Raw genomic sequence first — 13,638 nt, 5'->3', positions numbered from 1 at the left:
AGATAAATATTAAGTAAAACTATTCGGTTAACTATAGTAGTGCATTGTTTTTAAAATAAATTATATGTCGGCTTCACAATGTATTACGCGAATGTTCGCCTTCTTTTTAAAGTAAGAAGATAGTGGCAGACGAAAAAGTATCAGATTAATTGAACGTATGAGCAAAAAGGGACCAGCATGTCTGAAGTACAACTAAGAAATAACTGGAAGCGTGAAGAGATTGAAAGCTTATTTGCGCTGCCAATGAACGATCTTCTATTTCAGGCGCATAGCATTCATCGCCAAGAGTTCGATCCAAATGAAGTTCAGATAAGCCGTTTATTGTCCATTAAAACCGGTGCTTGCCCTGAGGATTGTAAATATTGCCCACAAAGCGCACGTTATGACACCGGTCTTGAAAAAGAGCGCTTACTCGCCATGGAAACTGTATTGACCGAAGCGCGCAGTGCTAAAGCCGCTGGAGCATCTCGTTTCTGTATGGGCGCAGCTTGGCGTAATCCGAAAGAGCGTGATATGCCTTACCTTAAGACTATGGTAGAAGAAGTTAAAGCATTGGGCATGGAAACCTGTATGACCCTTGGCATGTTGTCTGCGGAGCAAGCCAATACACTTGCTGATGCCGGTTTGGATTATTACAACCATAACTTAGACACATCGCCTGAATATTATGGCGATGTGATCACAACTCGCACTTATCAGAGTCGTTTAGATACCTTATCCAATGTACGCGCATCAGGCATGAAAGTGTGTTCTGGCGGTATTGTTGGCATGGGCGAGAAAGCGACCGACCGAGCGGGTCTCATTCAGCAATTGGCAAACTTAGATCAGCACCCAGATTCTGTGCCGATCAATATGTTGGTTAAAGTTGAAGGTACGCCATTTGAAAAGCTAGATGATTTAGACCCATTAGAGTTTGTTCGTACCATTGCTGTTGCACGTATTACTATGCCCAAGTCTAGAGTGCGCTTATCGGCTGGTCGTGAGAATATGAGCGATGAACTGCAAGCGATGTGCTTTTTTGCGGGAGCCAATTCAATCTTCTACGGTTGCAAGCTGCTAACTACGCCCAACCCAGAAGAAAATGATGATATGGGTCTATTTAGACGACTGGGGCTCCATCCAGAGCAGGGCGTAGCCTCAACTAAAGAACAAGATGAAGCCATGTTGGCAAAAGCTGCTGCGCAGCAAGACAAGAAAGTGTCAGCATTTTATGATGCTGGTGCGCTTTAATTTAATTGTCATAAGCCAATATTACAAAAACCCGCCAAAGATAAACGGTGGGTTTACAAGGCCACAGAGCCTTTTAACTGAGCATACTAAATGTCAGAAAGTTCCAAATACCAGCCGTTAGTTGAGTCCTTGAGTGCTAGAGTCATCAATAAAAACCAAGCGCTAGAGCAACAAGGCCTACTTCGACGACGCATTAATCTTGTGCTGGACCCTAATCAGTCAAATTACTTTGAAGCCGATGCGCTGCCATATGTTAATTTCAGTAGTAACGACTATCTAGGCCTATCAACATCCCCAGAGTTAGCCGAGGCGCTTTATCAAGGTGCCAAACAGCACGGTGTTGGCAGTACTGCCTCGCCATTGGTTGTTGGTTATAGCGAAGCACATTTACAACTAGAACAAGCCTTATGTGAAGCGACTGGACATGAAGCCGCACTATTATTTTGCTCAGGTTTTAGCGCCAATAACGCACTAATGAAGACCTTGTTCAATGAAAATGACCTAGTGCTGGCCGACAAATTGATCCATGCCTCTGTGATCGATGGTATTCAGGACAGTGGCGCTAAGCTGAAACGCTTTAGCCATAACGATGTCGATAGTGCTAAGAGCCATTTAGAGCGATTCTCGCCAAGTGCATTGCTGACCGAAAGTCTATTTAGTATGGATGGTGATATTGCCCCTTTGGCTGAGCTGTCTGCGCTTTGTCAGCAGCATAATGCTTGGTTGATAGTCGACGATGCTCATGGTTTTGGGGTGCTAGGCGAAAATGGTTTTGGTGCAACAAGGATTGCAAACGATATTAATATTGACGCTCAGTTAGTGACGTTCGGTAAGGCAATGGGAGGCCAAGGCGCAGCAATTCTTGGAAGCCAAGCATTAATTGATTTCTTAGTGGCAAATTCTCGTCACTATATATACTCAACAGCTTTGTCGCCAGCTTGCGCTGCAGCGGCCTTGGCCGCAATCAATATGATTAAGCAGCAACCAGAACTTCGACAGAAATTGAATGATAATATTGCCTGCTTTAGAGCCGCTTGCTTAGAAAGTAATATTGAACTTTCAGACTCGCAAACGGCAATTCAGCCAATCTTACTCGGCGATACAACTAAGACGATGGCGGTGGCTAAAAGGCTAAAAGAGCACGGTTTCTGGTTAGGCGCGATTCGGCCGCCAACCGTACCAGTCGGAAGCGCAAGATTAAGATTGACCTTAAATGCTAATCACTGCCAGCAAGATATTCTGGCGTTAGTGGATGTGTTGGCCGCTATCTTAAATGATGAATGATTAGGATCCAATGCAGTGAATACAGGATCAAGTAAACTTAATCACCAAGTTGCAGCGTGCTTCTCTGCCGCCGCAGCACATTACCATAGCTATGATGTACTGCAAAAACGAACCGCAGAGCATCTATTAGCTCAAGTGACATCAAGTACGCGCTTATTAGACATAGGTGCAGGTCCAGGTACTTGTTTTGCACATATCCCGGCCATTGAACAAGTTTTCAGCTTAGATATTGCCGATGGTATGCTTAAAACACTTAGCGAAAACTTCCCGCAGTACATTCCGATTTGTGGCGATGCGCAGAGCCTTCCTTTCGCTGCAGGCACTATCGATGGCATCTATTCCAATGTTGCGTTGCAATGGTGTCAAGACCTTCCTCTAGCAGTGAGTGAAGCTTGCAGAGTGCTCAAGTATGGCGGCGAGCTCAATATGAGTATCGTGGCTGAAAATAGTCTGCATCAGTTGGCTGAACTTGGGCTCAAGGTGAATACATTTATCGATGAAAAGTCACTGCTTGCTTGTTTTGAGCAAGATACTTGGCTGATAGAGGTATTTGAAACACAAGCGGTAACCGTTAATTTTGTAGATCTCAGAGCCATGCTGCAGTCAATTAAAGGCGTGGGAGCATCAATAGTGAAACGAGAACAAGATGTTAACTTGCCTCAGGTCACATTGAGAGGACGTAAAGATTGGCAAGCTTTGCAAGCTCAGGCAGAGTTGAGTCGAGCCCCTGAGGGCCTTCCTTTAACTTATAATATTAGCTTTATTAAAGCGCGAAAAAAGCGCTAGTCGCAGCTTGGAGTTGACATGACATTTTTTGTAACGGGTACAGATACCGATTGTGGTAAGACGTTGATCTCATCTGCATTGCTAACTGCCGCTAACGGCGAAACCGTAGGTTTTAAACCGATTGCTTCTGGCTGCGAACAAACAGACAAAGGGCTTCGTAATAGTGATGCATTGGCGTTAATGGCTGCCTCGAGTATTAAACTACCTTACGAGGATATTAATCCTTTTGCCTTTGAAGCTGCGATTGCGCCGCACATCGCAGCCGCAGAGAAAGGCGTTCAATTAGCGCCTAAGCGTATCGAAGCGCTGCTCAAGATGTCAGAGTATGTGGGTGCTGATTTTTGCTTGATTGAAGGTGCTGGAGGATGGCGCTTACCATTAGGAGAAGGGCACTTCCTTTCTGAGGTTGTACAATCAATGAACTTACCCGTGATCTTAGTGGTGGGGATGAAATTAGGCTGTTTAAATCACGCATTATTAACGGCCGAAGCGATTAAGGCTGACGGTTTGAATCTTGTTGGCTGGGTGGCGAATCAAGTTGACCCTGACATGGCTAATCAAGAGGAAAACCTCGCCGCGCTAAAAGAGATGATGTCGGCACCTTGCTTAGGTTATGTTCCATATTTAACAAACCCAACTGCTGAACATGCTGCGAGTCACCTAGAGCTTAGTGTTTTGCTATAAGCTAACCCAATAGCAAATATGTAAAAGCTTGTTCGCAAAATTAAAGCCCAATCTGGGGAGGTATGATGCTCTCTGAATTGGGCTTATCTTTCTGTTAACAAAGATTAATCCCACGTGTTCTATAATTATTCTGCTTTAGTGATTAAATTAATCTTAGATTAATGAAACCGACCTAGACTTCGCCAACTTGATATTAGTGGAGTCCAGTCGTCTATTATTGAAGCGACAAGACATTTATTGAAGCAACAAGACATAAATTTTACTGCATCCCCTTGAAATCTTGTTTTTTGGACATATTATGTCTTTTAAGAGTGTATATCAGGTACTTTGTATCCTACAGGAGCTTAAATGAAGCGTATATTTTTACTGATTGCCACTAACATGGCGATCTTATTGGTGGCATCAATTGTGATGTCTATCTTAGGTGTTAATACCTCAACTATGGGCGGATTATTAGTATTCGCTGCAATATTTGGTTTTGGTGGCGCATTTATCAGCTTGGCTATCTCTAAGTGGATGGCCAAGAAGACAATGGGTTGTGAAGTGATCACAACCCCTCGTGATAACACTGAACGTTGGTTAGTAGAAACCGTTGCTCGTCAAGCTGAGCAAGCGGGCATCAAAATGCCAGAAGTCGCTATTTATCAATCGCCAGAGCTCAATGCATTTGCAACAGGTCCTAGCAAAAACAACGCATTAGTTGCTGTGAGTAGCGGTCTGTTATACGGCATGAGCCAAGATGAGATTGAAGCTGTACTCGCCCACGAAGTGAGCCACGTAGCTAACGGCGACATGGTAACTCTGACCCTTATACAAGGCGTGGTGAACACATTCGTTATCTTCGCTGCACGTGTAGTGGCTGGCATCATCAATAACTTCGTTGCGAGTAATGACGAAGAGGGTGAAGGCTTAGGTATGTTTGCTTATATGGCTGTGGTTTTCGTACTGGATATGTTATTCGGTATCTTAGCCTCAATCATCGTGGCTTACTTCTCTCGTATTCGTGAATATAGAGCGGATGAAGGTGCAGCACGTCTAGCGGGTAAAGAGAAGATGATTGCAGCGCTTGATCGATTACGCCAAGGCCCTGAAACAGGTGCTATGCCAGCGTCAATGTCAGCATTGGGCATTAATGGTAAAAAATCTATGGCGGAATTGTTGATGAGTCACCCACCACTAGAAAAGCGTATCGCGGCGTTAAGAGCGAGCTAAATTACGTTTTTCTAACTAAGGCGGTTGGGAGTTAAATACTCCCAACCGCTTTTTTTTACCCAAAATCAGAGCGATAAATAGGCGACTGGGTCTTATTCTCTGGTGTAATTTGACTGAGCGCACATTTTGGTAATTGACACAATGGTATGATCTTTCAGCTAAATTAGTTGCGAATTAGTTAATGATTAGCTAACTTAACCTAAGTCGTGCTAAAAAATATTGGTCGCAAGATGAAAACAACCTGACTATTAAGTTTTCACTATGCGAGCATCAAATGAGGATACAATTGTGAGCAATAAACTACTAAGTGCAATTTTTGGTGCGGCATTCGCAGCATTGGCTTTATCTCCTTCAGTTTTCGCTGAAGGTCAAGAACTAGCCGAAATGCATGCTGAAATGGACGGTTGTGAAGCGTGTCATGCTGATGGTTCTCCATCTGCAGATGGCGAATACGAGTTCGAGCAGTGCCAGTCATGTCACGGTACATTGGCTGAAATGGACGCCGTTCACCAGCCACATGACGGCATGCTAATGTGTGCTGATTGTCACGCGCCACACGAAATGAACGTGGGTGACAAGCCAACATGTGACAGCTGTCACGATGACGGCCGTACTGCAGATTCAGTACTTAAGTAATTTGAATTAATTTCAATTGCTAAATAAAGCCAGCCTAGAGCTGGCTTTTTTGTGTAAAAAATCCAGTTAAGCAGATGATTACTGTTATAACTCCTGACCCGTTAACGGGAGAGCTGCTTTTTAAGGGCGCGCAAGCTAGATGTAAAACGGCGAAGGATTTTAATCGACTCAATTATGTTGCTAGATTCGAAATCAATCCATTAATGCTGATTTGGATGGATAAAGCGATATAAAAATCATTGAGTTTCGATGTTAATCAGCGTCAACGACGACAGTGAGTGGATTTTTGACATGGCTCACCTAAACCATTGGCATCAACCAACTAACAATAGGTTGTTGTTGTATAAGAATCCACTGCTATTTTGGCAGAGCTTGTCGGTTATTAGCACTTGATGATCCGAGTCCATATAAATGGTATTTACAGGCAACCGATGCAATGAAGCAAGGTGATTTTATTAGTGCTAAGGTATACCTGAATAAGTTTATAGAAAACAGGCACTACTATCATAAAGCCTATTATGACATGGCTAAGATCCACGTTAAGCTAGGTGAACACTTGGCGGCCAAAAAATCTCTCGATCTGGCGTTAAGTTACTCTGAAAAAAATGAACATATCCCCTTATATCAAGCTAAGCTGCACTGGTTATCATCTCAGCAGGGCATTGCTTGTACCTTCTTTAGTATGGTGAGCTTATTTAGCGCTAGCATTATCAATAAGTGGCTTCAAAATCATTGCCACCTCTTCTCTGCAAGGGGTTAATCTGAATCTAGATTTCAATCCGTAGGGAAACAACGACTCGTTCCTGTTCTACAAATGGCTAATCCAATCTCAATGACAACTTACCAAAGCGGCACAGAACATGGTGTTGCCGCTGTGCAGTATGGAGAGGTTTCATCTGCTCAGGTAACTCAGGGTTATATATCAAATTAAGTCTTTTTTGTTATTTTTAGTGACGTATTTGTAGGTGTTTTTAGGTTTATTTATGGTTTAAGTGTATTACAATAAAAAGCACACGGATGGTGATATACAGTAAACACGGAGTTAGTTTATGTTTAAAGTGACACATTGGGTTCTGGTAACCCGCTCGCATTTATTTGCGGATCTTCTTAATACCAGATGGCCACAAGAGTTCTTGGTCAAACTACATCGGATCTCTCCAGAGCACTTTAATGGCGAGCTGTTAGAGAGCCGCATCACTATAATCTTGGTCGATCTGTCCACTGTGGATGTTCAAACCGCATATCAAATTCAAAAGCGCATTGAGAAAGGCTGTAATATTGCCCGTGTCGTATTTGTGCATTTTCCAAAACAACTTGATGCCAAGTTCCTGATCCATCCTTCAGTGACCGCAGGGGTATTTTATTCCGATGCTTCTCTGGAAGCGATAGGTGAGGGCATGGCCGATATTGTAAAAGGCAAAGTTGTTATTCCACAATGCGTTACTGAGAGTAATGGCAGTAACGATGCCGCGGTTGATGAAGTTGAAACCTTAACGATTCGTGAGCGTGAGGTATTGCAAGTATTACGTAGTGGAAGTACCAATATTGCTATCGCAAATAAGCTTTTTGTCAGCGAAAGTACGATAAAGACACACCTTTATCGTGCGTTCAGAAAAATTGGCGTATCGAGTCGCGGACAGGCAATAGCCTGGGCTCAGACGAATATGCATGAAGTGATGCAATGAGGCGATTAGGCTTATTCTTTTTTGTCGGTAAGTATAGCGGTTTTTAATTGGGGCAAGTTCATAACTAGGCGGCTAGATATCTATATTGCTATGCACGTGTATACCTTTGCTTTATGATCAGCTCACGTTTGATTAATTTGAAAAGAGAGTTGATTATGAAATTGATACCGATATCGAGTGTGCTGCTGACTTCTGCATTGACTATTTTATCCTTGGGTGTTTTTTCGGTCGATGCCGCGACAGTGGGCTGTGAGCGTGCTGGTGGGATAAAATGCCAGAAAGTTAAAAAGCCATATAGCCGCACTAAAGTGATTGTTGTGCCAAAAAACCACCGTCATTATCATGCATACCGCTCTCCATTATTAACAGCTCTTGGTGTAGCCATTGTGTTGGATGCTGCTGGTAACGCTGTAACAGATACAGGTAATGAAGTGGTTGTGTTAGGCGAAGGTAACGAAGTCAAAAATGTTTATGAGAAAGATGGCGTTGTCTATCTGATCAAAGAGCTAGGTTAACATGTTTGATCATCTTGAGTTTAAGGCTCAACTACCGTTAATTGATAAGGCGTTAACCTTTTTAGCGGTAGTAATGTGTGTTTCAGGTTTACTCTTTATCATTAAATCCAATGCGTCAGAGCTTAGTGTTATGACGATGATTGCCAGTACGGTTATCGCCTTATCTATTTATCTGTTCAAGGTGTTGGTAATAGGTTTAAGTCAGAGTGTTGCAAGCATATCAGATGGTGTGCAAGTTAAGTACACCACCCCGAAGCCAAAGATAACGCTTGAGCAAAGAAAAGTGGCTAGTTTTGGTTTATGTACTTTCTGTAATCAGTTTGAGACTAAAAATACTTTAGCTGGACGTTATGTCTGTTCCGATTGCTATCAAGTGTTTTTGAAAGTTAAAGGTCAGGTTTTAGTGCCCAATATAAGCCCAATATCGAGTGTTACAAAAGCAAGCTAATTTATTTTATACCAATCGTACTAAATATATAATTGGTATTAGAACAAGCCCCGCAAGTGGTGATGTAAGTTGTGAACAGGGGGGAGCAAGCTCAGATATAAAAATAGTCGGTATAAAGCGACTATTTTTATATTCATTCTAATTTATCTACTTCAGCTAAGTCACTGATTTGGGAGACGGAAGTCTTTACTTGTATAGCAGATGAAAATTGAACTACTTATTCATCTCGCGTTCTTGACTTAAAAACTCGAATCCACTTTTCAAGAGGTTAAAGCGATCATCATCAGGCAGTGAGCGAACTTGGGCCAGCATCAGCGCGAAGGCGGAATCAATCATCAATCGATCCGACAGTTTCAAGTAACGATACACAACGGGTCTGAGCACAACGGTGAACTGACCGGTGAATTCATCGAAGCGTTGCTCTTCGATTGCTGTCGTATTATTCACAAGCTCACGCATACATAGAGCCGCAAGTAGTGCATTCTTATCGCTAAATGACTGGTACTGGGCTGCGCGGGAGTAGCCTGCTCGTTTATGTACATCAGACATGTTCAGTGCAATCATGCCTTTTTCTTGTACTAGCTCTGTTGCCGCGTCTAAGAGTGCGGTTTCTTTTTCTGTAAGCATTGTCATACTTCCTGCAAATATTTTTTTTATTAGAAGTCGTAATCTATATAAAGTCAACCATATTGTATATACATATGTTTAATTCCTGTACAGCTAACCCCCAGCCAATTGCGTGATTTACTTCATTAATCGTCCATCGCCTTGTGCATATTTTCGAGTATACTATGGCTAGTAATTTCCTTTTGAGGGCAGACAAATGGCCGAAGAAACCATATTTAGTAAAATTATTCGACGTGAAATTCCTGCGGACATCTTATATCAAGACGATCTTGTGACGGCATTTAGAGATATTACGCCTAAAGCGCCGACGCATGTGTTAATTATTCCCAATCATTTGATCCCTACAACAAACGACATTAAAGCATCCGACGAAAAAGCCTTGGGTCGTATGATGTCGGTGGCCGCTAAACTCGCTCAAGAAGCCGGTATTGCAGAAGATGGCTATCGCTTAATCATGAACTGTAACCATCATGGTGGCCAAGAGGTTTTCCATGTTCACATGCATTTATTGGGCGGTCACCCACTAGGCCCGATGTTGAGCCCTAGTGCATGAGTGTAAGCAGTGATAGCTACCCGCTAACAGGTATGGCGAGCCGATTTGTTGAGCAGTTGACACAATGCCGTAAGCTTAAATTAAAGGTGCTAGAAGGTAGCGGAAAGCATGTGCTAATTGAACTACCTTACGACACTCAGCTTGTTGGTTACCCTGATACTGGCGTGATCCATGGTGGTGTCATCACCACATTGATGGATACGGCGAGTGGCTGTGCGGTGGTGTGCTCCATATTTGATAAGTTTCGCTTACTTGAGATCTCTCCTACGCTCGATTTGCGTGTCGACTATATGAAACCCGCAGAGCCGCACAAACCCGTTTTTGGTTTTGCCGAGTGTTATAAACTGTCTTCAAGTGTTGCCTTTACGCGCGCTATTGCCTACCAAGACTCTATAGATGATCCGATTGCTCACGCGGTGGGGTCATTTATGCGTATAAGCCCTGAGATGGTGGGTGAAGAGTTTAGACAGGCGTTAATAGGAGGCGACGAGTATGCATGATGAATTGCACTTATCTGTTGACCCCGCATTAGACGACAGTGCCAAATTAGACGTTAAGAGCATTGTTAGAAAGGCAAAAGAGCTGAATGACTTTGGTCATCTGCTAGAACATGTGCCTTATGCTAAGTTTATCGGTATGGGGGTTGAGCGGTTTGGTGATGAGCTGGTTTTCAAGTTGCCAGCAAAAGATGACAACATAGGTAATCCCATTTTGCCAGCGTTGCATGGTGGAGTGATCGCAGGTTTTATGGAGATGTCGGCTATTGTGCAATTGATGGTGTTTATGCAAACCACAAAAGTGCCAAAGGTCGTGGATTTTTCAATTGATTACTTAAGGGCGGGTTACCATAAAGACAGTTTCGCCGAGTGTAAAATCACTCGCCAAGGCCGTCGAGTCGGCAATGTGAGTATCAATTGTTGGCAAACAAACCGTAAACATTTAATCGCGACCGCTAGAGCACACTTTTTGATCGATTAATTTGGCTGTAGATTGTAAAAATAGGCTGTATAAATAGACGATGCGTTGCTGCTGAGAAGGGGATTGGTATGAAAAAGGTTTTATTGGGACTATTTACTGCATTTGTTATCACGGCATGTGCTCCACATACAGCCGGTGTGATGGTCGGCTCTAATGGGGAAGTACGAGTAGATAACAATAGTTTTGGTAAAGAGGTACAAGTGACCAATATCATGGCTCGACCTGAAGGTGGATTCTTACGCGGTACTGGTACGATTGCCAGCCAGGTATCAACCGACTTAAGGCTGCAATACAAGTTCACCTGGTTTGATCTAAACGGAATGACGATTGATGATGAAGGTATGAGCTGGAAATCGGTAAAACTACATGGAAAACAGCAACTGCAAGTTAGCGCCGTGGCTCCAAATGCGACTGCGACTCGATTTGAGCTGTATGTTCGTAAGGCATTTTCTAATTAAGCGTACCTCAGTTTTTACTTAAGTAACAAACGTTAACAAAACGTCAGTAAGGCTGGCGTTTTTTTATGCGTTTCCATCAAGTTTATAAAGAAGTCTGTCATCGAGTTGTGAATTTCATGTATAATCGCGCTCGCCAAGGGGTGTTAAAGTCTATAAACCGAAAGTTGGATTTATTGGCGTTGACTGAGATGTTGCAAAACGAACCCTTTGAACCTGATCCGGCTAATACCGGCGTAGGAATGGGCCAAAAGTCATTTCCCGATCGCTTCTTTACTGATGCCGGATCTCAAAATTTTACTTTGAGGTCCTATGTTAAATCTAAAATCTTATTCGCCAATATCCCTCGCGGTTATTGCAGCACTCTCATCTTCTAACACCTTCGCTAATGCTGATGCATCAAAGACTGACGATGATATCGAAGTCTTGGTTGTGACGTCAGACTTTCGCGGCTCTGATTTAGAAAAGATGCCATCAAGTGTCACCGTTATCGACCAGCAGCAAATTGAAGATGAAGGTGCACAGCACTTTGAAGATATCTTAAATACGGTTGCCAATTTAAACTGGTCTGGCGGTAGCTCTAGACCTAAATACTTTCAAATTCGCGGTGTGGGCGAGCAAGAGGAGTATCAAGGCGCACCTAACTCTTCGGTAGGCTTTGTGGTTGATGATATCGATCTATCTGGTTTAGGTATGGTCTCTAGCATGTATGATTTACAGCAGGTCGAAGTGCTGAGAGGACCTCAGGGGACACGTTATGGCGCCAATGCCTTGGCGGGCCTTATCTACCTTAAGAGTAATGACCCGACCGATGACTTTGAACATGGCGCCGAGGTCTCGTTTGGTGATGACAATCTGCAGACCTTCAGTGGCTTTAGCTCGGGCCCTCTTACCGATTCAGGTGATCTGCTTTACCGCGTATCCTTGCAGCAGCATCAACAAGACGGTTATCGCGATAACCTTTACCTCGATAGAACAGACACGAATGGTCGCGATGAGTTTACTGGCCGTGCAAAGTTACGTTGGTACGCAACGGACGATTTAGAAATTGATTTAACCTTGCTACATGCCGACTATGATAATGGCTATGACGCTTGGACACTGGATAATAACGGTTTTGATACCCTAACCGATGCCCCCGGTGTCGATAAGCAGCGCACGACAGGTTCATCACTTAAGTTTACCTATACCGGAGCTGATAATTTTGAGCTGACCTCTTTAACTTCATTGGCACAATCAGACACTCACCATAACTACGATGGTGACTGGGCAAACCCTGATTACTGGGCTAGCCGAGATTGCGGTGGTAGCCCATGCGAGTACGAATATAACTGGGATAAAAAAGGTGAGCGAAAAACGCTAACTCAAGAGTTTAGATTATCGTCAACTGAATCAGGGCGTATTTTTGCAGATAGCACAGACTGGCTGATTGGCGTTTATGCCATGGATCTACAGGAAGATAACGACACCCTCGATACTTATAACCAGTTATCTGCTGAGTATGAGGCACAGAACTATGCGCTGTTTGGTCAGTTAGATTCTGACTTAGGCGCAAGTTATGCCCTATCTGTAGGTTTGCGTGTTGAGCGCCGAGATAGCGATTACCGTGACTCTGCAGGAGACAGCTTTGGGCCAAGTGAAACCATGTGGGGCGGTCATATTGCATTAAGTAAGGCCTTAAGCGAAAAACATGAATCTTATATTCGTGTGGCTCGAGGCTACAAAGCGGGTGGCTTTAATATGTCGCTGCCAGACGAGCTGGCTGGCAAGAAAGAGTATGACACTGAAATTCTTTATAACTATGAATTGGGTTTGAAGTCTACTTGGTTTGATGGCCAGGCGAGCACGAATCTTGCCATCTTCTATATGGATAGACAAGATCAACAGGTTGCGGCATCGCAGCAGTCAACGGTTCCGGGCGAAGAGGGTAACTTTATCTTATTCACTGAAAACGCAGGTAGCTCGAATAACTACGGCGCAGAACTTGACGGTAACTGGTACGCGACAGACAACTTGAACCTGTACGGCAGCCTTGGTTGGCTTGAGACGGCCTATGGCGATTATCAATATGAAGATAAGTATGGCGCAGTAGTCGACCTTTCTGGTAGAGAACTGGCGCACTCTCCTAACTATACCTTTAGCATCGGTGCGACATATCGCAGTGATAATGGTTGGTTTGCCAATGTCAATGCTAGCGGCAAGAGTGATTTTTACTACTCTGACAGTAACGAATCCAAATCAGATGCATACCAAGTTTTTAATGCCAAAGTGGGTTATGAAGCAGACATCTGGTCAGTTTATCTATGGGGCCGTAATCTATTTGATGAAAAATACGGCGTTCGTGGTTTCTACTTTGGCAATGAGCCTGATTTAGACTGGGCTGATAAGCAATATATACGTTACGGTGATCCTCGCCAACTGGGGATGACGTTTAATCTTAAGTTCTTGTAATTAAAGTTATAGTTAAACGTGTGATGTAAGCATGAGTCAGAGTTGGTTAACCGGTTTTGTTGATCACTCTTTTAATTAAATAATCAAATTGAGC

General features: G+C 43.4%; 16 protein-coding genes and 1 riboswitch. Of the genes, 15 read left to right on the top strand and 1 reads right to left on the bottom strand.

All coding sequences use genetic code 11. The features are described 5' to 3' along the window. Positions 1 to 177 precede the first annotated feature (177 nt). The 10 genes from bioB to SHAL_RS12845 all read left to right on the top strand — a co-directional run bounded on the left by bioB (position 178) and on the right by SHAL_RS12845 (position 8,480). Positions 178 to 1,230: a biotin synthase BioB gene (bioB, locus tag SHAL_RS12890; RefSeq protein WP_012277562.1), complete on the top strand. Its 1,053-nt coding sequence runs from the start codon at positions 178 to 180 to the stop codon at positions 1,228 to 1,230. A 90-nt stretch (positions 1,231 to 1,320) separates the two neighbouring features. Further along, positions 1,321 to 2,514, top strand: coding sequence for an 8-amino-7-oxononanoate synthase (bioF, locus tag SHAL_RS12885; protein ID WP_012277561.1), 1,194 nt, complete (start codon positions 1,321 to 1,323; stop codon positions 2,512 to 2,514). Between the two features lie 15 nt (positions 2,515 to 2,529). Beyond that, on the top strand, positions 2,530 to 3,300 hold the full coding sequence (locus SHAL_RS12880) for a methyltransferase domain-containing protein (protein WP_012277560.1): 771 nt from the start codon (positions 2,530 to 2,532) through the stop codon (positions 3,298 to 3,300). A gap of 18 nt (positions 3,301 to 3,318) precedes the next feature. Then, positions 3,319 to 3,984 carry a dethiobiotin synthase gene (gene bioD, locus SHAL_RS12875; RefSeq protein WP_012277559.1) on the top strand — a complete coding sequence of 222 codons (666 nt, stop codon included), beginning with the start codon at positions 3,319 to 3,321 and terminating at the stop codon, positions 3,982 to 3,984. A 348-nt stretch (positions 3,985 to 4,332) separates the two neighbouring features. After that, positions 4,333 to 5,196: a protease HtpX gene (gene htpX, locus SHAL_RS12870; protein ID WP_012277558.1), complete on the top strand. Its 864-nt coding sequence runs from the start codon at positions 4,333 to 4,335 to the stop codon at positions 5,194 to 5,196. A gap of 288 nt (positions 5,197 to 5,484) precedes the next feature. Further along, on the top strand, positions 5,485 to 5,832 hold the full coding sequence (cctA, locus tag SHAL_RS12865; RefSeq protein ID WP_041416428.1) for a tetraheme c-type cytochrome CctA: 348 nt from the start codon (positions 5,485 to 5,487) through the stop codon (positions 5,830 to 5,832). A gap of 436 nt (positions 5,833 to 6,268) precedes the next feature. Next, on the top strand, positions 6,269 to 6,592 hold the full coding sequence (locus SHAL_RS12860; RefSeq protein WP_012277556.1) for a tetratricopeptide repeat protein: 324 nt from the start codon (positions 6,269 to 6,271) through the stop codon (positions 6,590 to 6,592). A 289-nt stretch (positions 6,593 to 6,881) separates the two neighbouring features. After that, positions 6,882 to 7,517: a LuxR C-terminal-related transcriptional regulator gene (locus SHAL_RS12855; protein WP_012277555.1), complete on the top strand. Its 636-nt coding sequence runs from the start codon at positions 6,882 to 6,884 to the stop codon at positions 7,515 to 7,517. A gap of 155 nt (positions 7,518 to 7,672) precedes the next feature. Then, positions 7,673 to 8,032 carry a hypothetical protein gene (locus SHAL_RS12850; protein ID WP_041416000.1) on the top strand — a complete coding sequence of 120 codons (360 nt, stop codon included), beginning with the start codon at positions 7,673 to 7,675 and terminating at the stop codon, positions 8,030 to 8,032. Position 8,033: 1 nt separating this feature from the next. Then, the gene (locus SHAL_RS12845; protein WP_012277553.1) at positions 8,034 to 8,480 is read left to right on the top strand and encodes a hypothetical protein; all 447 of its coding nucleotides are present in this window, start codon (positions 8,034 to 8,036) and stop codon (positions 8,478 to 8,480) included. Between the two features lie 213 nt (positions 8,481 to 8,693). Here the strand turns inward: SHAL_RS12845 and SHAL_RS12840 are convergent, their stop codons facing one another. Then, the gene (locus SHAL_RS12840; protein WP_012277552.1) at positions 8,694 to 9,107 is read right to left on the bottom strand and encodes a TetR/AcrR family transcriptional regulator; all 414 of its coding nucleotides are present in this window, start codon (positions 9,105 to 9,107) and stop codon (positions 8,694 to 8,696) included. 196 nt (positions 9,108 to 9,303) lie between these two features. On the opposite strand from SHAL_RS12840, the gene hinT reads away from it, so the two are divergent. The 5 genes from hinT (at position 9,304) to SHAL_RS12815 (ending at position 13,544) form a co-directional block, all read left to right on the top strand. Beyond that, positions 9,304 to 9,660 (top strand): purine nucleoside phosphoramidase, encoded by a 357-nt coding sequence (gene hinT, locus SHAL_RS12835; RefSeq protein ID WP_012277551.1) that lies wholly within the window; start codon positions 9,304 to 9,306, stop codon positions 9,658 to 9,660. Continuing rightward, a complete protein-coding gene (locus SHAL_RS12830) occupies positions 9,657 to 10,160 on the top strand; it encodes a PaaI family thioesterase (RefSeq protein WP_012277550.1) in 504 nt (167 codons plus the stop codon). Before hinT ends, SHAL_RS12830 begins: the two co-directional genes overlap by 4 nt. Further along, positions 10,153 to 10,638: a PaaI family thioesterase gene (locus SHAL_RS12825; protein ID WP_012277549.1), complete on the top strand. Its 486-nt coding sequence runs from the start codon at positions 10,153 to 10,155 to the stop codon at positions 10,636 to 10,638. The genes SHAL_RS12830 and SHAL_RS12825 overlap by 8 nt, the downstream gene beginning before the upstream one ends. Before the next feature lie 68 nt (positions 10,639 to 10,706). After that, the gene (locus SHAL_RS12820; RefSeq protein WP_012277548.1) at positions 10,707 to 11,096 is read left to right on the top strand and encodes a YcfL family putative periplasmic lipoprotein; all 390 of its coding nucleotides are present in this window, start codon (positions 10,707 to 10,709) and stop codon (positions 11,094 to 11,096) included. A gap of 126 nt (positions 11,097 to 11,222) precedes the next feature. Next, positions 11,223 to 11,353, top strand: a riboswitch (TPP riboswitch). A 52-nt stretch (positions 11,354 to 11,405) separates the two neighbouring features. Continuing rightward, positions 11,406 to 13,544 carry a TonB-dependent receptor gene (locus tag SHAL_RS12815; protein ID WP_012277547.1) on the top strand — a complete coding sequence of 713 codons (2,139 nt, stop codon included), beginning with the start codon at positions 11,406 to 11,408 and terminating at the stop codon, positions 13,542 to 13,544. Positions 13,545 to 13,638: the final 94 nt, after the last annotated feature.

Origin of the sequence: Shewanella halifaxensis HAW-EB4 (assembly GCF_000019185.1) — a bacterium.
GTDB lineage: Bacteria > Pseudomonadota > Gammaproteobacteria > Enterobacterales > Shewanellaceae > Shewanella > Shewanella halifaxensis.
Note: the sequence above shows the minus strand (reverse complement) of the source record. Positions and strands in the feature narration are given on the sequence as shown.